General features: G+C 31.7%; 21 protein-coding genes and 5 tRNA genes. 9 read left to right on the top strand and 17 right to left on the bottom strand.

Translation table 11 applies throughout. The annotated features are described in order from the left end of the window. The first annotated feature begins 60 nt into the window (after positions 1 to 60). From SR62_RS01440 to SR62_RS01415, 6 genes are read left to right on the top strand one after another with little or no spacing between them, the layout of a single operon-like run. A complete protein-coding gene (locus SR62_RS01440; protein WP_002892070.1) occupies positions 61 to 1,464 on the top strand; it encodes a Fe-S-containing protein in 1,404 nt (467 codons plus the stop codon). Further along, complete coding sequence (locus SR62_RS01435) at positions 1,454 to 2,743, top strand: ABC transporter permease (protein ID WP_052794983.1); 1,290 nt, start codon at positions 1,454 to 1,456, stop codon at positions 2,741 to 2,743. The genes SR62_RS01440 and SR62_RS01435 overlap by 11 nt, the downstream gene beginning before the upstream one ends. Continuing rightward, positions 2,733 to 3,851: an ABC transporter permease gene (locus tag SR62_RS01430; RefSeq protein ID WP_002877031.1), complete on the top strand. Its 1,119-nt coding sequence runs from the start codon at positions 2,733 to 2,735 to the stop codon at positions 3,849 to 3,851. Before SR62_RS01435 ends, SR62_RS01430 begins: the two co-directional genes overlap by 11 nt. Beyond that, on the top strand, positions 3,848 to 4,501 hold the full coding sequence (locus SR62_RS01425; RefSeq protein ID WP_002860103.1) for an ABC transporter ATP-binding protein: 654 nt from the start codon (positions 3,848 to 3,850) through the stop codon (positions 4,499 to 4,501). Before SR62_RS01430 ends, SR62_RS01425 begins: the two co-directional genes overlap by 4 nt. Continuing rightward, complete coding sequence (locus SR62_RS01420) at positions 4,498 to 4,986, top strand: TlpA family protein disulfide reductase (RefSeq protein ID WP_147502232.1); 489 nt, start codon at positions 4,498 to 4,500, stop codon at positions 4,984 to 4,986. Before SR62_RS01425 ends, SR62_RS01420 begins: the two co-directional genes overlap by 4 nt. Continuing rightward, positions 4,947 to 5,450 (top strand): TlpA family protein disulfide reductase, encoded by a 504-nt coding sequence (locus SR62_RS01415; RefSeq protein ID WP_002851157.1) that lies wholly within the window; start codon positions 4,947 to 4,949, stop codon positions 5,448 to 5,450. The genes SR62_RS01420 and SR62_RS01415 overlap by 40 nt, the downstream gene beginning before the upstream one ends. A 9-nt stretch (positions 5,451 to 5,459) precedes the next feature. On the opposite strand, the gene SR62_RS01410 is transcribed toward SR62_RS01415, so the two are convergent. The 12 genes from SR62_RS01410 to recA all read right to left on the bottom strand — a co-directional run bounded on the left by SR62_RS01410 (position 5,460) and on the right by recA (position 11,325). Further along, complete coding sequence (locus SR62_RS01410; RefSeq protein WP_002892056.1) at positions 5,460 to 5,897, bottom strand: DUF411 domain-containing protein; 438 nt, start codon at positions 5,895 to 5,897, stop codon at positions 5,460 to 5,462. Between the two features lie 284 nt (positions 5,898 to 6,181). Next, a complete protein-coding gene (locus SR62_RS01405) occupies positions 6,182 to 6,622 on the bottom strand; it encodes a hypothetical protein (RefSeq protein ID WP_002892053.1) in 441 nt (146 codons plus the stop codon). Between the two features lie 175 nt (positions 6,623 to 6,797). Further along, positions 6,798 to 6,882 (bottom strand) — tRNA-Leu (locus SR62_RS01400). A gap of 5 nt (positions 6,883 to 6,887) precedes the next feature. Beyond that, a tRNA-Arg gene (locus SR62_RS01395) sits at positions 6,888 to 6,964 on the bottom strand. Between the two features lie 14 nt (positions 6,965 to 6,978). Continuing rightward, positions 6,979 to 7,055, bottom strand: a tRNA-Arg gene (locus tag SR62_RS01390). Between the two features lie 4 nt (positions 7,056 to 7,059). Then, a tRNA-His gene (locus SR62_RS01385) sits at positions 7,060 to 7,136 on the bottom strand. A 24-nt stretch (positions 7,137 to 7,160) separates the two neighbouring features. Next, positions 7,161 to 7,238: transfer RNA gene (locus tag SR62_RS01380), tRNA-Pro, on the bottom strand. A gap of 42 nt (positions 7,239 to 7,280) precedes the next feature. Further along, positions 7,281 to 8,129 carry a DNA ligase gene (locus tag SR62_RS01375; protein WP_002892051.1) on the bottom strand — a complete coding sequence of 283 codons (849 nt, stop codon included), beginning with the start codon at positions 8,127 to 8,129 and terminating at the stop codon, positions 7,281 to 7,283. Further along, positions 8,129 to 8,791 (bottom strand): glycoprotein CgpA, encoded by a 663-nt coding sequence (gene cgpA, locus SR62_RS01370; RefSeq protein ID WP_002866836.1) that lies wholly within the window; start codon positions 8,789 to 8,791, stop codon positions 8,129 to 8,131. Before cgpA ends, SR62_RS01375 begins: the two co-directional genes overlap by 1 nt. Then, on the bottom strand, positions 8,781 to 8,984 hold the full coding sequence (locus tag SR62_RS01365) for a hypothetical protein (RefSeq protein WP_002839177.1): 204 nt from the start codon (positions 8,982 to 8,984) through the stop codon (positions 8,781 to 8,783). The genes cgpA and SR62_RS01365 overlap by 11 nt, the downstream gene beginning before the upstream one ends. 65 nt (positions 8,985 to 9,049) lie before the next feature. Beyond that, positions 9,050 to 10,294 carry a phosphopyruvate hydratase gene (eno, locus tag SR62_RS01360; protein ID WP_002856489.1) on the bottom strand — a complete coding sequence of 415 codons (1,245 nt, stop codon included), beginning with the start codon at positions 10,292 to 10,294 and terminating at the stop codon, positions 9,050 to 9,052. After that, the gene (gene recA / locus SR62_RS01355; RefSeq protein ID WP_002851424.1) at positions 10,294 to 11,325 is read right to left on the bottom strand and encodes a recombinase RecA; all 1,032 of its coding nucleotides are present in this window, start codon (positions 11,323 to 11,325) and stop codon (positions 10,294 to 10,296) included. Before recA ends, eno begins: the two co-directional genes overlap by 1 nt. Positions 11,326 to 11,430: 105 nt before the next feature. Between recA and SR62_RS01350 the strand changes: the two genes are divergently transcribed. From SR62_RS01350 to SR62_RS01340, 3 genes are read left to right on the top strand one after another with little or no spacing between them, the layout of a single operon-like run. Further along, on the top strand, positions 11,431 to 12,291 hold the full coding sequence (locus tag SR62_RS01350; protein WP_002856256.1) for a menaquinone biosynthesis family protein: 861 nt from the start codon (positions 11,431 to 11,433) through the stop codon (positions 12,289 to 12,291). Between the two features lie 11 nt (positions 12,292 to 12,302). After that, positions 12,303 to 12,572, top strand: coding sequence for a flagellar biosynthesis protein FliQ (gene fliQ, locus SR62_RS01345; RefSeq protein WP_002851290.1), 270 nt, complete (start codon positions 12,303 to 12,305; stop codon positions 12,570 to 12,572). Continuing rightward, the gene (locus SR62_RS01340; RefSeq protein ID WP_002864879.1) at positions 12,569 to 13,345 is read left to right on the top strand and encodes a UDP-N-acetylmuramate dehydrogenase; all 777 of its coding nucleotides are present in this window, start codon (positions 12,569 to 12,571) and stop codon (positions 13,343 to 13,345) included. Before fliQ ends, SR62_RS01340 begins: the two co-directional genes overlap by 4 nt. Positions 13,346 to 13,368: 23 nt before the next feature. Here the strand turns inward: SR62_RS01340 and SR62_RS01335 are convergent, their stop codons facing one another. From SR62_RS01335 to SR62_RS01315, 5 genes are all read right to left on the bottom strand, one after another. Then, positions 13,369 to 14,139 carry a hypothetical protein gene (locus tag SR62_RS01335; protein ID WP_072225822.1) on the bottom strand — a complete coding sequence of 257 codons (771 nt, stop codon included), beginning with the start codon at positions 14,137 to 14,139 and terminating at the stop codon, positions 13,369 to 13,371. Positions 14,140 to 14,178: 39 nt separating this feature from the next. Beyond that, on the bottom strand, positions 14,179 to 14,943 hold the full coding sequence (locus SR62_RS01330; protein WP_002866832.1) for a 3'(2'),5'-bisphosphate nucleotidase CysQ: 765 nt from the start codon (positions 14,941 to 14,943) through the stop codon (positions 14,179 to 14,181). Between the two features lie 80 nt (positions 14,944 to 15,023). Beyond that, positions 15,024 to 16,292: a citrate synthase gene (locus SR62_RS01325; protein ID WP_002851494.1), complete on the bottom strand. Its 1,269-nt coding sequence runs from the start codon at positions 16,290 to 16,292 to the stop codon at positions 15,024 to 15,026. Positions 16,293 to 16,406: 114 nt separating this feature from the next. Continuing rightward, a complete protein-coding gene (locus SR62_RS01320) occupies positions 16,407 to 17,582 on the bottom strand; it encodes a cation:proton antiporter (protein ID WP_002892047.1) in 1,176 nt (391 codons plus the stop codon). Then, on the bottom strand, positions 17,563 to 18,399 hold the full coding sequence (locus tag SR62_RS01315; RefSeq protein WP_002892045.1) for a biotin synthase: 837 nt from the start codon (positions 18,397 to 18,399) through the stop codon (positions 17,563 to 17,565). Before SR62_RS01315 ends, SR62_RS01320 begins: the two co-directional genes overlap by 20 nt.

Genomic DNA, 18,399 nt, shown 5'->3' with positions numbered 1-18,399 from the left:
GTGTTTAAATATTTTTATTTTTATTGAAAAATTAAAATAACAATGTTTAAAGAGTAAATTATGAGTATATATTTTGTGCATTTTCTTATCAGTGTTTTACCGCTAAGTATTTTAATGGCCTTTATCACTCCTAATAAAAAATATATTTTTAAAAGTTTTTTAGTAGTTTTTTTGGGCTTTTTATTTGGATATTTTGCTTTTTTTATCGCGGCACAATTTTTAAAAACCGAAAATTTAATCTTTAATTTTGATTTTGTTTTTATAGGTTTATTGCTAGTAAGCTTTATATTTTATTTTTGGAAAAAAATTGAAATTTTAAATTTTATTTTATTGGGAATTTTAAGTTTTTGCACCGCTTTGCATTATTATTTTTTAAGTCAAGATTTCCCTATTTTTACTAGCTCTTTAATCGATAGCGAAGGTATAAGTTCTTTAGGTTTTATTGCTTTAGCCTTGCTTGTTTGTATTTTGATTTTCTTCTTTTTAAAATGGCAAAAAAATTTTAATCAAAAAACAAGCTTTATGCTGTTTTTACTGCTTATCCTTATAGAAAGCGATAAAGCTCTAGCCAATATCTTGCTTACTTTAATGCGAAATTCCATCATAGAAACTCATGCTTTTTTGGTGAGTTTTGTAGGAAAAAGTAATTATTTTGGTGTTTTTGGAATTTATGTTTATTTAATTTTCATCACTTTTTTAGCATTCTTAAGCTTAAAAATTCGCAAAAAAAATATAAGCAAAAAACAAATTTTAGATATAAATTATCGCAAAAACGAAGCTAAAACAAGTCTTATTAATCGCTATTTTTCCAGTGTTTTTATCTCCTGTGTTGTAAGTTTTTGCATTGTTTTATACTTTTTTATGGTAAGCTCTAAGCCTTTAACCATAGATGAGCCTAAAGAAATTTTACCCGATAAGAATGGCAAATTTATCTTTGATATAGCTCTTTTAAGGGACAACAAACTCCACCGCTTTGCTTATATCAGTGCTGAAGGCAAAGTGATAAGGTTTTTTCTTATCAACAAAAGAGAAGATAAGGATTCTCCTGTAGCTGTTTTTGATGCTTGTATGATTTGTGGAGATATGGGCTATATCAAAAAAGATGGACAACTCATTTGCATTTCTTGCAATGTGCGTATTTTCTTGCCAAGTGTAGGTAAAAGCGGGGGTTGCAATCCTATCCCACTCAAATACGAATACGATGGTAAAAAAATCACCATAGATGTTAAAGATGTAATAGCAGGATCTAATTATTTTAGTCAAATCAAAGAAATTGAAGTGCAAGATCCTGTATCAAAAACAAAGGTTATAAACACCCAAGCTCCTTTTTCTTATAGCTATAAAGGGATTACTTATTATTTTTCAAATCAAAACAACTATGAAGAATTTAAAAAAGATCCTACAAAATATGTAGAAGAAAACGAAGCCCAATTTTTAATCCAAAGGAGAAACGATGTTGGCTAAAATGATTTTTAACTCTATATTTAAAAACAAAATTCAAAAATTTTTAGCCTTTCTTACTTGTTTTTTAGCCACGCTTTTGCTCTCTACTATGCTAAATATTACCCTAAGTATAGGCGATGAAGTAACTAAACAACTCAAAAGCTATGGCTCTAATATCCTTGTTTTACCCAAAGGCTCAAGTCTTAGTATAGAAATAGGTAATGAACTTTATGAACCCTTAAAAAACAAAAACTACCTAGAAGAAAAAAATTTATATATGATTAAAGACATTTATTGGCGTAACAACATCACCGCACTTGCTCCTTTTTTAGAAGGTAAAATCACAATTGAAAACTCCCAGCAAAAAGCACTTATTTATGGCACTTATTTTCAAAAAGCCATAAAAATTAAAGATGATGATGATTTTATCACAGGTATAAAAAGTCTTTATCCTTATTTAGCAGTGCAAGGAGAATGGGCAAAAGATGATAGCAATGAAATCATGCTAGGCGAAGACTTTGCTAAAAACAATAAACTAAAATTAGGAGATACCATCAAACTCATAGGAGAAAACAATCAAAGCAAAGAAGCAAAAATCGTAGGCATTTTACTTCATGCCAATCCTAAAATGTCAAATAAAATCATCGCTCCTTTAAATTTAGCTCAAGATTTACTCAACAAACAAGGGCTTTACTCAAGTGCAGAAGTAAGAGCTTTTACCATACCTGAATCAGCCCTTTCTGAAAAAGTACGTCGCATGGGCGAAGAAAAATTAGATCAGTTAGAATATGACAAATGGTATTGCTCAGCTTATGTAGGCTCAATCGCTAGTCAAATTAGCGATGGCTTACCAGGTGCTGATGCAAAAGCTCTAAATGCTATAAGCGATGCTCAAAGCTTGGTGGTTAAAAAGATCCAATCCTTAATGGGCATTACTTGCATTATTTGTCTTATTGTTGCAAGTATTGCGATTTCAAGCCTGATGAGTTCTGAAATTCATCGTAGAAAAAAAGAAATAGGACTTTTAAAAGTACTTGGTGCTAATACTTTTCAAATTTATCTCATCTTTGCTAGTGAAAATTTAATCGTAGCTTTATTTGCCGCTTTCTTTGGCTTTATTTTTGGCACAGCACTTTCTCAAATCATCAGTCTTAGCATTTTTGGATATTTTATTGATATAGCCTTTGTAGCTTTACCTTTAAGCTTTATTTTTGCAGGACTTATTGCCTTGCTAGGTTGCTTGCTTCCTATCAAAAATATCACACAACTTTCAGCCGCAGGAGTGCTTTATGGTAGATAAGTTTTTCCTTAATGAACTTTTTAAAAGCATTAGCTTTTCTTATCAAAGACTTTTTATTATAGTTTTAAGTGTTTTTATAGGAGCACTTACTTGCTCAGCTTTTTTAAATATTTATTTTGATATTGACACCAAACTTTCTAAAGAATTAAAAGCTTATGGAGCAAATGTAATGATAAGTCCTAAGCAGGATGAAAATTTTATCTCCAATGCTGAGTATGAAAAAATAAAAGAAAATTTAAAGGCTAGAGCTTTAACTCCTTTTTTGTATGATTTTTTAAATTTAGGCAGTACAAGTGGGGTGGTTTTAGGCACTGATTTTAGGGCTTTAAAAATCACTAAACCTTTTTTAGAAGTTAAAGAAGGAAGCTTTTCTCTAAATGATTTTGATGAAAATTCAGCCTTTTTAGGGGTTAATTTAGCCAAGCAACTAGGCCTAAAAACAGGCAATGAACTTCAAATTTACAATCCAAACAATGGAAAAAGCATAAAACTTACCATAAAAGGCATACTTTCAAGCAATGATGAATTTGATAGCATTGTTTTAGCTCCTTTAAGCGTGGTGCAAAATTTAAGCGATAGAGCCGGTATTAACTATGCTAATGCTGTAGTTTATGGAAATTTTGATGAAGTTAAAGCCAAAACACAAGCAATCAGCAATGAATTCATCGATGCAAAACCTATATCTTCAGTATCCTTAAGTGAAGGTTTAGTGCTTGGAAAAATCAAAGCTTTAATGTTTTTAATCATACTTGTAGTATTGATCATAGTCACTACTAGCGTTAATACGACCTTAAGCTCTATTATATTTTCTCGCAAAAAAGAAATCGCACTGCGTTTAGCCTTGGGTGCGAAAAAAAGTGAAATTTTTAAACTTTTTGCTAGTGAATGCTTTATAGTAAGTTTTTTTGCTAGTTTAATCGGAGCTTTTTGTGGAATATTTTTAGCTAATGTCTTTGGTTATTTGATTTTTAATTCTAGTATTGATTTTAGATTTATAGCTGTTTTTATAGCCTTAATCATTTCTTTGATTTTTGCCTTTTTGGCTGCATTTTTTCCTATAAAAAGAGCATTAAAAATCAATGTGTGTGAAAATTTGAAAGGTGAATGATGAAAAAAGAACTTATTAAAATAAACAACTTAAATAAAGAATTTGGCAAAGTTAAAGCCTTAAACAATATCAATTTAAGCGTCTATGAAGGAGAATGGCTTGCCATCATGGGTCCATCAGGAAGTGGAAAGTCAACGCTTTTAAACATACTATCACTCATGGACACTCCAAGCTCTGGGGAGTATATCTTAGACAATGAAAACCTAGAGCAAATGGATGAGGAGCAAAAAATCACCTTACGTCGTGAAAAAATAGGGCTTGTCTTTCAACAATTTCATCTTATCCCCTATCTTAACGCCCTAGAAAATGTTATGCTTTCTCAGTATTATCACTCAAGCGTAGATGAAGAAGATGCCAAAATGGTTCTTGAAAAAGTAGGACTTTCGCATAGACTCACTCATTTACCTAGCCAATTAAGTGGTGGAGAACAACAAAGAGTTTGTATAGCAAGAGCTTTGATCAACAACCCAGAGCTTTTGCTCGCAGATGAACCCACAGGAAATTTAGATGAAGCCAATGAACAAATCGTTCTTCAAACCTTGCAAAAATTAAAAAATGAAGGCAAAACCATAGTTTTAATCACACACAATCCTGATTTAGCCAAATTCGCAGATCGAACCCTTATCTTACAACATGGGGTGTTAAAATGAAAAAAAACCTTTTAATCTTAAGCATTTTGTTTTTGCTTAATGCTTGTTCTTTTGAAAATTCAAAAGATACTGGAAAAGTTGGAGAAAAAAGTGCTGAAATTTCAGCTAAAGATACCTTAGGAAAAGCTGTAAAACTTGCTGATGATAATACAAGTTTAAAAGTCTTAGTCTTTTTTCAAAATAGCTGCCCTTCTTGCTTAAAAGAGCTCCCTTCTTTAGATGAATTCATACAAAATTACCCCAATAAAATCAGTGTTTATGCTATAAATTCCATCGATAATGCCAATGTGGTTAAGGTTTTAGCCGAACAATTTGACTTTAAAAATGTAAAAGTTTTAAAAGACGATCTTAAAATCACCAATGATCGTTACGCTGTGTTTGCAACCCCTACCACCATCATCATTAAAGATGGGATGATAAAAGATAGAATTTTAGGAGAAAAACCATGGGAATTTTTCGAATCCAAGCTTATTTCTTTGCTTTAATTATAGCTTTATTTTTTGTAGCTTGTGATAGTGGAGAAAATTTTAAAGCTTTAAATAGTGATAAAACCTATAATTTTGCCTACAATGGTTTTGAAAAAAGCCTAAAACTAAATGATAAAGCACAAAATTTTGCCTTAGTATTTTTCACAAAAGATTGTGGAGTTTGTAAAGAACAAATTCCTATTTTGCAGAATTTGGCTAAAAATTATGATTTTAATATCTTTGTGGTTTTAGGCGATGCAAATGATGCAAATGATGCAAAAGCTTGGGCTGATGAAAAAGGTTTATCTAATTTAGCAATGTTTTATGAAAAAAGAGCAGCTAAATACCTTTCAAGTGCCATTGGGGAAATATATGGAGTACCTGTGCTTAGTTTTTTCAAAGAAGGAAAAATGGATGAAAAATTCATAGGCTTAACTCCTTATAGCATACTTGAAAAAGAAATCAAAAAAGTAAAAAGCTAAAAATTTACTTTAAAGCTTTTTATCCCCTATAAAATATCCATAAAGCTCATAGCTTCCATCTTTTTTCATCAAAATTACAGGATATTTTTCACTATAACCTTGTTCCATTCCTGGACTTCCTTGCGGCATGCCAGGAGCTGAAATTCCTATAACATCTTTAGGTTTGTTTTCAAGCAACCATGCTATAGCACTTTCAGGAACATGCCCTTCAATAGCATAGCCTTCCATCACACCTGTATGGCAACTTTGATACTCATCTTTTATACCCATTTTTTCTTTGATTTTAAGAAAATCATTGGTTTTATGAACACTAACCTCATAACCCTTAGCTTTCATATAATCAGCCCAAAGATCACAACAGCCACAAGTAGGACTTTCATAAATTTGTATTTCCTTAGCCTGCGTAAGAGTGAGTAAAAAAAGAATGGTTAAAATTGTTTTTTTCATAATTGCTATCCTAAGTAAAAAATATATAATAATACTTTTATAAAGTTAATATCATCACATTTTTAACACTAAAAATGAATTTACAAAAATTTAATCAAGAAAAGACTTTTAATGAGTGTTGATTTTGTCTTTGCAGCAAAGATATAAAAGATAAAACGATTTAAAAAACTAGAAATTTTTAACTTAAAAAGCTTAAAATTTAGATATATTTTATACTTACTATGTTTTTTCATAGTTAAAACCTTTATGGTGTGAAAGCTCTAAAATAATAGAGCTTTCAAGTATTATTTGAAATTATATCCTTTGTCAAAACCAACATCGCAACTAATGCCATTATTCAATTTTACAGGATTAAGATCGCTATTGTCACATTCAATATCCCATACAGCAGCCCAATTTGTTTTTCTATCTACAGCTAAGAATTCATTATAATAAACAGTCTTTCCTTTTGCTATCCTTTGTTTCATTACTTTTAAAGCCCTTTGAATACCTTCATATTTATGTGGATCATCTTTTTTGATACTCTCGATATCGTAAATCTCTAAATTATCAGTGTTAAAATCAGTTCTCATTTGTCTTTTAATATCTTCTAAAGCTATTTTTACATAGGCATCATCTCCTCCTGATACTTTAACTAAATTAGAATCATGTATAGTGATAACCCCTGCAAATGCTGACACATTTAAAGCAACTAAAGCTGCTAAAGCTAAACCTAATTTTTTCATTTTATCTCCTTGAATTGAATTTTATATATTTTAATTATTTTTCAAATCTTTTGCAAGATAATTTTTAAATTTATCTAAATTAAATTTGCATTTTATCTAACAATCATAAGAAATTTTAAAATGAAGTAAAAAATTTATGAGAAATCAACTCTTGTTTGAAAATGATAAAAGTAAGTGGTGCGGATGAAAGGACTTGAACCTTCACGCATTGCTGCACCAGATCCTAAGTCTGGCGTGTCTGCCAATTTCACCACATCCGCTAAAGTGGTACGCCCAAGAGGATTCGAACCTCTGACCTACGGCTTAGAAGGCCGTTGCTCTATCCAGCTGAGCTATGAACGCATATAAAATCTTGGTGGTGCGCCCGATAGGAATCGAACCCATAACCTACAGATCCGAAGTCTGTCGCTCTATCCAGTTGAGCTACGAGCGCTTAGTGGGGTGAGTGATGGGAATTGAACCCACGACCCTCAGGACCACAATCTGATGCTCTAACCGACTGAGCTACACTCACCATTTTGTATAAATTTATAAAAAATGGTCGGGGTGAAAGGATTCGAACCTTCGGCCCCTTGGTCCCAAACCAAGTGCGCTAACCAGACTGCGCTACACCCCGAATAAATAAAAGGAAATATTTTATCACAAAATAATTTTAAAGTCAAGGATTTTCATCTCTTATTCTTAAAAAAACCGGAAAGCGAGGTAAGGAATTTTTGGTCAATCCATTAAATTTATAAGTCACAATACTACCAATTTTTGGAGGGTTTTTTCTATCTTCATCTTTTAAACCACTGCCTATTTTAATGATTTGTCCATTAGGTATTTTACAAAGTAAGGCACCTACTTGATTTTCAAATTTACCCTTACCCTTGCGAAATCCTACCAACTCACATTCTGCATCATCATAGGGTTTTAATTTCATAGCATTTTTACTTCTGCCTTTTTCATAAGGACTTAAATTTTTGCGTATAACAATACCTTCACCTTGATTTTTTATAATGCTTTCGTAAAATTGATTTAAATTATTTTGATTTTCAACTGGAATTTGAGAAATAATTTTTATATAGGCACTAGGATATTTTTGTAAATACTCTTCTAAAACAGCCAGACGATTTTTAAGGGTGCAAGTAGAAATTTGAAATTCTTCGCAAGCATTTGGCACATCAAAAATATTATAAGTTACTTCCTTCCATAAGGTCAAATTGCTATCGCCACTACGAATTAAAGCTGAAATTTCATCAAATTTATTTCTTGCTATCCAAAGCTCACCATCAATAGCAAAAGGAGGGAAATTTTTTGTAAAAAAGTCAGAAGTTTTTATTTTGTAATTTTGGCGAGTTTTTAGATATTTCCCATCCCAAATTCCACGCACCCCATCAAGTTTTTCGCTCATCAAATAAGCATTAAAATCTTTAGAATTAAAATCTTGCTTATCGAATTTGCTAAGAAGTAAAATTTCATTAGCAAAAACTAAACAAGCACAACATATTAAAAAAATAAATCTCATCAAAGCAGATTAATCATATATCCAGTTGCATCTTTTTGAATATTATAATTATAAGTTCCATCAAGATATATTACAAGTCGATAATATCCTTTATGAGATCCAAAGTCTATGCGTTTAAAAATAGAATTGCTAAGGCGTATGTTTTTTGTAGGGCTAATCAAATTAGATCTAAAATCTATAACGATTTTGCTTGGATTTCCTACTGAAAAATCTGTAATCATTTCATCACTAGTGTTAAGTTTTATTTTGTTTTTATAAACCGCGTAAGAAATAAAATCATAAATCTTTGCAACCTGTAAAGGTATTTCAACATTGGCTGTTGAGTTTGATTCTTGTTTAGAGCTATTTTTTTCAGGTATAGTAACTGAAACATCAAGTACTTTTGAAGGATCAGGGCTTTTAAATCTTGATATAGTATAAGTATCGTGCCAATCAATACTTTTATTAACATCTAAATCGATCTTATCTTCACTTCCGTCTAAATTGATATAATTAAAAGTGATGCTTTTTAAAATTCTTGCACTAGAATTAAATTTAACTTCCTCTTTTTGAAATTCAGGCGGAGCAACCAAGGTTATATTTTGATCTGTCTTAAAAGGATTTTCATCAGCATATAAAAGAGAGGTAAAAATAAAAAATATTGCCAAAATTCTAGTTTTCATTTGGGTATAATCCTTTTAATTCAAAATAATCTTTTTGTGCTTTAGCATTTTGTTCTTTGAGCAAAATAATCTTTTTATTAAGCTCTTCTTTGGTATTTTCTAAGCTTAATAAAGTATCTAAAGAATACTGCCCAAAAAACATATTGCCAAAATAAATCGCTCCAATTACAACAAGAAAAGCCCAAAAAATCATTTTTATAACATGGGTATAAAAACTTTTTTTTCTTGTGCTTTCGTCGTATTCTTTAAGTAAATCGCTCAGAGCTTTTCTCCTAAGTATTCATCGCTTTCAAGTTCAATTTCAAGCAAGCGATTGTATTTTGCGGTTCTTTCACCTCTTGCTAGGGCTCCTGTTTTGATTTGTCCTGTATTTAAAGCCACAGCAAAATCCGCTATAAAAGCATCTTCACTTTCGCCGCTTCTATGACTCATCACACATTTATAGTTATTTCTTTGCGCTAAACGCACAGTTCTCATAGTTTGGGTAATAGTTCCGATTTGATTTGGTTTAATAAGCACAGCATTTGCCATTTTTTTGATGATGCCTTCTCTTAAAATATCTTCATTAGTTACAAATAAATCATCGCCTACAAGCTGAATTTTATTGCCCAATTTTTCAGTAAGCTTAATCCAACCTTCAAAGTCATTTTCAGCTAAGCCATCTTCGATACTGCAAATTGGATATTTTGCACAAAGTTCTACATAGCGTTCGATCAAATCCTCGCTTGAAAAAGCCTTGCCTTCCATGTGGTATTTACCATCTTTGAAAAATTCTGTACTTGCTACATCAAGAGCGATTTTTACACGATTTTCATAACCTGCTTTTTTGATACAAGTCATTAAAAGATCGATAGGTTCTGTGTTATTAGCTAAATTTGGAGCAAAACCGCCTTCATCACCTAAAGCCGTAGAATGTCCAGAATTTGCGAGTTCTTTTTTTAATATCGCATAAATTTCACAAACTGAACGCAAAGCTTCTTTAAAGCTAGTAAAACCAAAAGGCATGATCATAAATTCTTGAAAATCTACATTGTTGTTTGCATGAGCACCGCCATTTATGATATTACACATTGGCACGGGTAAAATGCTCGCATTTGCACCACCTAAGTAACGATACAAAGGCATTCCCAAAGCAGCCGCAGCCGCACGAGCTGTTGCCATGGATACGCCTAAAGTCGCATTTGCACCTAAATTTGAGTAATTATTTGTTCCATCAAGCTCACGCAAAGTATCATCAAGTTGAGTTTGATTAAAAGCATCTAGTCCTAAAATTTCATCTGCAATGGTCTCATTGACATTTGCAACAGCTTTTAAAACGCCTTTTCCGCCAAATCTTTCATCATTATCACGCAATTCTAAGGCTTCTTTTGAACCTGTACTTGCACCACTTGGAACTATGGCCGCACCTACACTTCCATCGCTTAACGTAACTTCGGCTTTTACGGTTGGATTTCCTCTACTATCAAGAACTTCATAGGCTCTAACATCTTCAATTACTAACATTATTCTTCTCCTTCGTCATCTTCGCTACCGCTGATCATACCTTCTATTCCCATAGAATTTTGAATTGCTTTTGTGATTTCATCTGCAATTTCAGGGTTTTCTTTTAAGAAAGCTTTTGAATTTTCTCTACCTTGTCCAAGTTTTTTATCTTTATAAGAAAACCACGCACCGCTTTTATCTACGATATCAAGTTTTACGCCATAATCAATCAATTCACCTTCACGGCTTAAACCCTCTCCAAACATCACATCAAATTCAGCTTGTCTGAATGGAGGAGCAACTTTATTTTTAACTACTTTTACTTTAACGCGGTTTCCTATAGGTTCTTCGTTTTGTTTTAAGGTTGCTACTTTTCTAACATCTAAACGCACAGAAGCATAAAATTTTAATGCATTTCCACCTGTTGTGGTTTCAGGAGTACCATAACCCATAGCACCAATTTTCATACGAATTTGGTTGATGAAAATTACTGTGGTATTCATTTTATGAACTATACCTGTAAGTTTTCTTAGAGCTTGAGACATAAGTCTTGCTTGAAGTCCTACATGTTGATCGCCCATATCGCCTTCAATTTCTGCTTTTGGGGTAAGTGCTGCAACGCTATCTACTACGATAAGATCTACTGCACCACTTCTTGCTATAGTTTCTACAATTTCTAAGGCTTGTTCTCCAAAATCAGGTTGAGAAACATACAAATCATCTGTATTTACACCCAAATTTTTAGCATATTTTACATCAAGAGCGTGCTCTGCATCGATAAAAGCACAAACTCCACCTGCTTTTTGGCATTCTGCGATAATGTGTAGAGTTAGAGTGGTTTTACCTGAACTTTCAGGCCCATAAATTTCTATAATTCTTCCTTTTGGAACACCGCCTATACCTAAAGCAAGATCAAGTCCAACTGAACCTGTGCCTATGCTATCGATTTGCTCGACTTCTTTATCCCCTAGTCTTAAGATAGTGCCTTTTCCAAAGGTTTTATCTAAACTTTTTAGGGCAGCGTCTAGAGATTTTCTTTTATTATCATCCATAACTTTCCTTAAAAATTCTAAATTTTTAGTTAGAATTCTAACAAAATAAAATTAAATAATGATTTATTTTGCTAGAATTAAAGCAAAGATTTAAAGGAAGCATAGATGAAAAAAATTACTATTGCACATTCTCCTGATGCTGATGATATTTTTATGTATATGGCTATTAAATTTGGGTGGATAGGGAATGATTTTGCTTATGAAAATACAGCTTTAGATATACAAACTTTAAATGAATTTGCCTTGAAAAATGAATTTGATGCTACGGCTATTTCTTTTGGGCTTTATCCTTTAATCGCTTCTGAGTATGCGCTTTTACGCACAGCAGTGAGTTTTGGTGAAGGTTATGGGCCAAAACTCATCAAGAAAAAAGACACGCATTTAAAAAGAAATTTTAAAGTCGCTTTGAGTGGAGCAAATACCACCAATGCTTTGATTTTTCGTATGAAATACCCTGAAGCAAGAATCATTTATAAGAATTTTTTAGACATTGAAAATGCAGTTTTAAGTGGTGAAGTAGATGCAGGAGTTTTGATCCATGAAAGCATTTTAGAATTTGATCAAAGTCTTTGCGTGGAAGCAGAACTTTGGGATATATGGCTTGAATTTGCTAAAGAAAATTTACCTTTGCCTTTAGGTGGAATGGCTTTGCGTCGCTCTTTGCCTTTAAGCGATGCGATTAAGATCGAAAGAGATTTAACCAATGCTGTAAAAATTGCCGATGCAAATCGTAAAATTTTAGCCCCCATGCTTATGGAAAGAAAACTTATCCGTGTTAATGAAGAAAAACTTGATACTTATCTTAATTTATATGCCAATAAAAACTCTATTAGCATGAATCAAACTCAACTTTTAGCTGTAGATACGCTTTTTAAACTAGGATATGATTATAAATTTTATGATAAAATCATACATGTAAATGATTATCTTATCCCTAGCGAATACGAAGAAGCTAGAAATTCTTAAAAAGGATAAAAATGGACGAAAGTACCTTAGTTGCTCTTGGAGTGCAAACCTTTAAAATCACACTTTTACTTTCCTTGCCTATGCTTTTAGCAGGGCTTATTGCAGGGCTTGTAATCAGTATTTTTCAAGCAACTACACAGATTAACGAAATGACACTTTCTTTTGTTCCTAAAATCATCTTGGTTGTGGTTATTTTAATCTTTTTAATGCCTTGGATGACTACAACTATGATTGATTTTACTGAGAATATACTAAATCAAATTCCAACTTTTATCAAATGATCATTGATTTTAAAAAATACTCTTCTGTGCGTATAGGAAATGAATTTGAAGTTTTAGTTTTGGATCAAATTTGTGATTTTGATGGTTTTCTAATAGGTGGTGCAAATAACCTTTTAGTTAGCCCAAAACCTAAAAATATAGGAATTTTAGGAGATAGTTTTGATTTTATACAAATTTTAGATCAAAATAAAGATTTTATACATCTTCGCATAGGCTGCAAAACAAAATCAAGCAAAATGTATCGCTTTGCTAAAGAAAATAATCTTAAGGGTTTTGAGTATTTAAGCAAAATTCCTGGCACACTTGGTGGACTTTTGAAAATGAATGCAGGGCTTAAAGGAGAGTGTATCAGTCAAAATTTAATCAAAATTGCTACTTCTCAAGGCGAAATTCTAAGAGAAAATATAAATTTTGATTATCGTTTTTGTCCTTTAAATATGCCTTTTTTTTGGGCTGAATTTAAACTAAATTTTGGCTTTGACACCCTTAAAGATGAAGCTTTAAAAAATGCAAGAAGCAACCAACCTAGTGGAGCAAGCTTTGGCTCTATCTTTAAAAATCCAAAAAACGACTTTGCAGGACGTTTAATCGAAGCTGTAGGGCTTAAAGGATTTAGCAAGGGAGATGCTATGTTAAGCGATAAACACGCAAATTTTTTAATCAATAAAAAAAATGCAAGTTTTGAAGATGCGTTTTTTCTTATCGAATTGGCTAGAAAAAAAGTCTTTGAAGAATTTGGCATAAACTTAGAAAATGAAGTGATTATTATCTAAAAATTTTTCAATATATCTTTAAATTAATTGATAGTTAATTTTAATTTTTTTATTTCATTATCTATAACACTAGCTAACATTTTTGGCATTTGATTTACAATATCTTGATAATTTTGTTTTGCATCTTGATCTTTTAATGTCAAATTTAATTCTGCATTTTTTGCTGCAAGAATTTTTCCATTGCTTGTAGAAATAATTTTAAAATTAACATTAGCCACACCCTCTTTACTAGTTGTGATAAAATAATTTGTAATATTTACATAAAAATCTTGCAAATTTACCACCACAACATAATCTGTAAATTTGGCATACATTTTAGCCTTATCTTTTTCTTGTGTTAAAAAAGGACTTACATTTATAAGTTTTGCATCTTTAGGACTAAAATATGACAAAGTTTTAGGACTTTGATAAATACCATTTGCAGCAGAATTAACCCAATTAAGCTTTAAGCTTTGAATCAAATTTTTAGCAAATAATGTAGAAAATTCCTTATCACTCACCCTAAAACCATCTAAAAAATAACCAAAATTTTTCCTAGAAGTTAATACAATAGCAAAATCAATATCCTTATCTTTGGTGATTTGCGATTTTTTTTCAATTAAAGTAGAACTATCAAACAATGCTTTTTGTTGATTTAAATTTGGATTTGCAACATTTTGATTTAGATCTATTACTTCAAAGCTATCTGCGCTTTTTTCAATTTTAATAACCTTTTTCTGAGAAAAATTATTCGCTAAAAGATTAGAACTTAAAACTAAACTTAAAAACAAAATGAAACAATACCTCATCTTCATCCTTATAAACTATTTAAATATAAAATTATACTCTTTATTTTATAAAAAATCTTGTAAAAAATTCCTAGATGAAACACAAATAAAAGGACTGGATTTATAATTTAAAGGGTTATATAAAATGTATTTTTTAGAAAAATCCCCCATAAATCCTCCATTTTGATTAATCAAAAAATCTCCTGCTACAATATCCCAAATATTAAGCTTTTCAAATCTTTTATAAACTCCTGCCCTAGCCTCTAAAATAGCACAAAATTTCAATCCAGAGCCTATATTAATAGCTTCTAATTGATGCTCTTTTGCAAAGTCTTCATCTTCTTTGCTAAGATGATTAACACTCAATAAAGCTTTATATTTATTTTTCTCGTATTCTTGCTGGTCAATTTGCAAAGGTTTATCGTTTTTATAAACCTTGGTTTTTGCATGAGCATAGAATATATCACCTTTTGATGGATTTTGTATAAGCGATAAAACAGGGCGATTGTCATGAACCAAACTTATCATAACGCAAAATTCATCACTGCCTTTTAAAAAACCACTTGTTCCATCAAGAGGATCGATAAGCCAAAAAGTTTTTAATTCTTCACACTCTTCTTTGCTGAGTAATTTTTCTTCTGATAAAATTTTAATATCCGTAGAACCTAAAATATCATTTAGAATTTTATTAGAAGCAAGATCTGCTGATGTAAGCGGGCTTTTATCTTCTTTTTCCCAAGTTTTGAAATTTTTTCTCTCTTCTAAAATAGCTTTAGAAGCTTGATTGCTAGCATTTATAGCAATTTCTAAAAATTTATCAAGATTAAGCATGATTATAAGACTTTCTATAAGATTTTTTAAAATTATACAAGAAGATTTTGTGGAATTTTTAATTTCCACAAAAATTTTAATTAAATTTTACTAGTTTCACCCAAATAAAGTTGTCTTGGACGGACTATTTTAAGACTTTCTTGCTCTTTTTGTTCTATCCACTGAGCTATCCATCCTGGGGTGCGTCCTATAACAAATAAAGTAGCAAACATTTCATTTGGAATACCTAAGGCTTTTAAAATAAGTCCACTATGAAAATCAACATTCGGATATAGCCCTCTTTGAACAAAATAATCATCGCTTAAAGCAATCTCTTCTATACGCGTTGCTACTTTAATAAGATTGGTATCAATACCCAACTCATCAATAAGTTGATCACGAAGTTTTTTAAGTACTTTTGCTCTAGGATCAAAATTTTTATAAACCCTATGCCCAAAGCCCATCAAGCGGAAAGGATCGTTTTTATCTTTAGCTCTTTTGATGAATTCATCTACCCTATCAACACTACCTATTTGCTCAAGCATTCTAATAACACCTTCATTAGCTCCACCATGTGCATGACCCCAAAGCGCACCAATACCTGCTGCTATACAGGCATAAGGATGAGCATGAGTTGAACCCACAGCACGAACTGTTGAAGTTGAAGCATTTTGCTCATGATCTGCATGAAGCATAAAAACTGTATCAAGTGCTTTTACTTCTATAGGTTTAAGCTCTACATGATCGTAAGGATAGGTTCTTAACATATATAAGAAATTTTCTGTAAAACCACGATCTAAATTTGGATAAGCCATAGGAAAGCCGTGTTTATATCTATAAGCGGTGGCCACTATAGTAGGGATTTTAGCTACTATTCTAGCTGCCATTTCCATATATTCTTCTTTTACATTCATGTTTAAATGATCAGGATAAAAAGCACTAAGCGATGAAACAGCACCTTGTAAAACCGCCATAGGATGAGCATTATCAGGGAAAGAATCAAAAAGACGGTGCATACCTTCATGGATAAAAGAACGTTTTTTCATTTCATAACGAAACGCTTCAAGACGCGTAGCATCAGGTAGTTCTTTATAAAGTAAAAGATGAACCACATCTAAATAAAGTTTGTTTTCAGCAAGCCACTCTATAGGATAGCCACGGTGCATTAAAATTCCGTTTTCTCCATCAATATAAGTGATTTTTGATTTACAAGTAGCTGTAGAAGTTAAGCCCTCATCATAAGAAAACATTCCTGTTTGTTTATAAAAACTTGACATATCTACAACGCTTGGCCCAGTTGTACCATCATATATAGGAAATTCATAGCTTTTTCCATTTCTATTATCGGTTATAGTAACGGAATTTGACATTTTCGCTCCTTTTATTGTTACTTTTATTAATTCTAACAAAAAAGGGCGATTATGAGTTTTTTTATTATTAAATTTTTAAGATTTTGTTTGCTTTTTTGAGTAAAAAAGTAACTTTCATTTTTTAGAATTAGAAAGAAATTTAATCATACTCATAACAATAATAGCCTCAAATAACGCTGTTAAAATAAGTGCTGAATAAAGCTTCTCATCAATAACCTTGCCCGAATAACCCAAAGTAGCTGTTGCTATAAGCAAGGTTAAAGGCATAGAATGACTAAGACCAAATAAAATCATATTTTTAAAACCAATTCTTTTTAAAAAAACACTTGCACATAAAATTCTTAAACCCACCATAACAAACATAAGTAAAAATGCTTGTAAAACGATTTTATAATCTAAAATCATTTTAAGATCAAAGGTTGAACCTATATGGATAAAAAAAATAGGGATCAAAAACCCGTGTCCAAAAGTAGAAAGCTTGTGCTCAAGATCTTTTTTATGATCAAAAAAAGTAGCTATAAATGAACCTGCTATAAAAGAACCAAGAACGATTTCAAGTTTTGTAATAACCATAGCAACAATGATCAGTATAAAAATCGCCATACAAAATCTTATATCTTTTTCATTTTTATCTTCCCATGGCATAAGCACAACTTTAAGCTGAGGATACCACCAAAAAAGCACACCAAGCATTTTAAATCCAAGCAAACAAAGCCCCAAAAAGATATTAAGATATAAAATACTTTGCGCTACATCAATAATACCTGTTCCTTCGCGCAAAAAAGCTCCCGCTATAGTCAAAAGCACAATAGAAATCACCTCAGCTAAAGTAGCTACTATCATAGCAATATTTAGCCAATAACACTCTTTTCCAAAATCCTTAAAAAGCAAAGATAAAAGCCCTACACTCATCACAGGTATAATGATAACAAATACTAAAGAAAGTCCAAAAATCCATACTATAAGAGAAGATAAAGCGTAAAGTAAAAAAATATAAAAAAAACTTTTTTTGGCAACTTCTTTATCCATATTGAAAAAAGCTCTTAAATTGACTTCCATACCCGCTATAAACATTAGATAATAAAAACCTACATTGGCTAAAAGTGCAAAATTTTCACTTTTTCCTATAAAACCAAAATACGCTATTATTGCCCCTAAAATAATTTCAGTAGCTGAAAGAGGCAAGCGTAAAATTTTTGCAATATGCGGAGAAAAAAGTAAGCATAAAGCTATAACAATAAGAATTTTTAGATCAATTAAACCTTGCGGATCAATGACACTCTGATGCAAAAGTAAATCCCATTTCTTTTAATTTTATTATATCTTGACTTGGTTCTTCACCTTTAGTGGTTAAATAATCCCCTATAACAATAGCCCCAGCACCTGCTTGAAAAATTTCATACTGCCTTTCTTGCAATACCACTTCACGCCCACCTGCTACCATTACCACGCTTTGAGGCAAAGCCTCTTTGGTGTCACACACGATTTTTAAAGCTTCATCAGCACTAAGCCTTGGAACTTGTAGTTTTAAATTTTCATTGGCTATAAAAAAATTAATAGGTGTTGAAAAAGGCTGTAATTCTTGCAAAGATTTTCTAAAACTTAGTCTATCTTCTTCACTCTCACCCATACCATAAATTCCACCACAACAAAGCATAAGTCCTGCTTCTTTAGCGTTTAAATTGGTTTGAAATCTACTTTCCCAAGTATGAGTGGTGCAAATTTGTGGAAAAAATTCCTTAGAAGTTTCAAGATTGTGATTATAAGAAAAAATTCCTGCTTTTTTAAGTTCTTTGAGTTGTTCCACGCTTGCCATACCATTACAGGCAATTAAAAGCAAATTAGGCACTTCTTTTTGCACAGCCTTAGCAGCCTCACAAACATACTCAAGCTTTTCATCATCAAGCCCAAGTCCTGCTGTAACCAAACAAAAACCCAAGGCTTCATTTTTCTTTGCCATTTTCGCTTCTAAAACGATTTGTGAAAGTTCTTTGCGACGATATTTTTGAATATCTGTTTTTACATGGGCACTTTGGGTACAGTATTTACAGTCTTCTGAACAATTTCCACTCGCTATATTTGAAATAGCACAAAGCATGATTTGCAT

It is taken from the genome of Campylobacter sp. 2014D-0258 (assembly GCF_008000495.1).
GTDB lineage: Bacteria > Campylobacterota > Campylobacteria > Campylobacterales > Campylobacteraceae > Campylobacter_D > Campylobacter_D jejuni.
This window is presented reverse-complemented; position numbering and strand designations above follow the sequence as displayed.

Bases quoted from the DNA above. Each gene is read 5' to 3' on its own strand.
- SR62_RS01325 (WP_002851494.1), bottom strand. From the start codon at position 16,292: ATGTCAAATTCCGTTACTATAACCGATAATAGAAATGGAAAAAGCTAT.
- SR62_RS01420 (WP_147502232.1), top strand. From the start codon at position 4,498: ATGAAAAAAAACCTTTTAATCTTAAGCATTTTGTTTTTGCTTAATGCT.
- SR62_RS01435 (WP_052794983.1), top strand. From the start codon at position 1,454: ATGTTGGCTAAAATGATTTTTAACTCTATATTTAAAAACAAAATTCAA.
- SR62_RS01340 (WP_002864879.1), top strand. From the start codon at position 12,569: ATGATCATTGATTTTAAAAAATACTCTTCTGTGCGTATAGGAAATGAA.
- SR62_RS01330 (WP_002866832.1), bottom strand. From the start codon at position 14,943: ATGCTTAATCTTGATAAATTTTTAGAAATTGCTATAAATGCTAGCAAT.
- SR62_RS01350 (WP_002856256.1), top strand. From the start codon at position 11,431: ATGAAAAAAATTACTATTGCACATTCTCCTGATGCTGATGATATTTTT.
- SR62_RS01425 (WP_002860103.1), top strand. From the start codon at position 3,848: ATGATGAAAAAAGAACTTATTAAAATAAACAACTTAAATAAAGAATTT.
- SR62_RS01315 (WP_002892045.1), bottom strand. From the start codon at position 18,399: ATGCAAATCATGCTTTGTGCTATTTCAAATATAGCGAGTGGAAATTGT.
- fliQ (WP_002851290.1), top strand. From the start codon at position 12,303: ATGGACGAAAGTACCTTAGTTGCTCTTGGAGTGCAAACCTTTAAAATC.
- SR62_RS01410 (WP_002892056.1), bottom strand. From the start codon at position 5,897: ATGAAAAAAACAATTTTAACCATTCTTTTTTTACTCACTCTTACGCAG.
- SR62_RS01365 (WP_002839177.1), bottom strand. From the start codon at position 8,984: ATGATTTTTTGGGCTTTTCTTGTTGTAATTGGAGCGATTTATTTTGGC.
- SR62_RS01375 (WP_002892051.1), bottom strand. From the start codon at position 8,129: ATGAGATTTATTTTTTTAATATGTTGTGCTTGTTTAGTTTTTGCTAAT.
- eno (WP_002856489.1), bottom strand. From the start codon at position 10,294: ATGTTAGTAATTGAAGATGTTAGAGCCTATGAAGTTCTTGATAGTAGA.
- recA (WP_002851424.1), bottom strand. From the start codon at position 11,325: ATGGATGATAATAAAAGAAAATCTCTAGACGCTGCCCTAAAAAGTTTA.
- SR62_RS01415 (WP_002851157.1), top strand. From the start codon at position 4,947: ATGGGAATTTTTCGAATCCAAGCTTATTTCTTTGCTTTAATTATAGCT.
- SR62_RS01405 (WP_002892053.1), bottom strand. From the start codon at position 6,622: ATGAAAAAATTAGGTTTAGCTTTAGCAGCTTTAGTTGCTTTAAATGTG.
- cgpA (WP_002866836.1), bottom strand. From the start codon at position 8,791: ATGAAAACTAGAATTTTGGCAATATTTTTTATTTTTACCTCTCTTTTA.
- SR62_RS01440 (WP_002892070.1), top strand. From the start codon at position 61: ATGAGTATATATTTTGTGCATTTTCTTATCAGTGTTTTACCGCTAAGT.
- SR62_RS01335 (WP_072225822.1), bottom strand. From the start codon at position 14,139: ATGAAGATGAGGTATTGTTTCATTTTGTTTTTAAGTTTAGTTTTAAGT.
- SR62_RS01430 (WP_002877031.1), top strand. From the start codon at position 2,733: ATGGTAGATAAGTTTTTCCTTAATGAACTTTTTAAAAGCATTAGCTTT.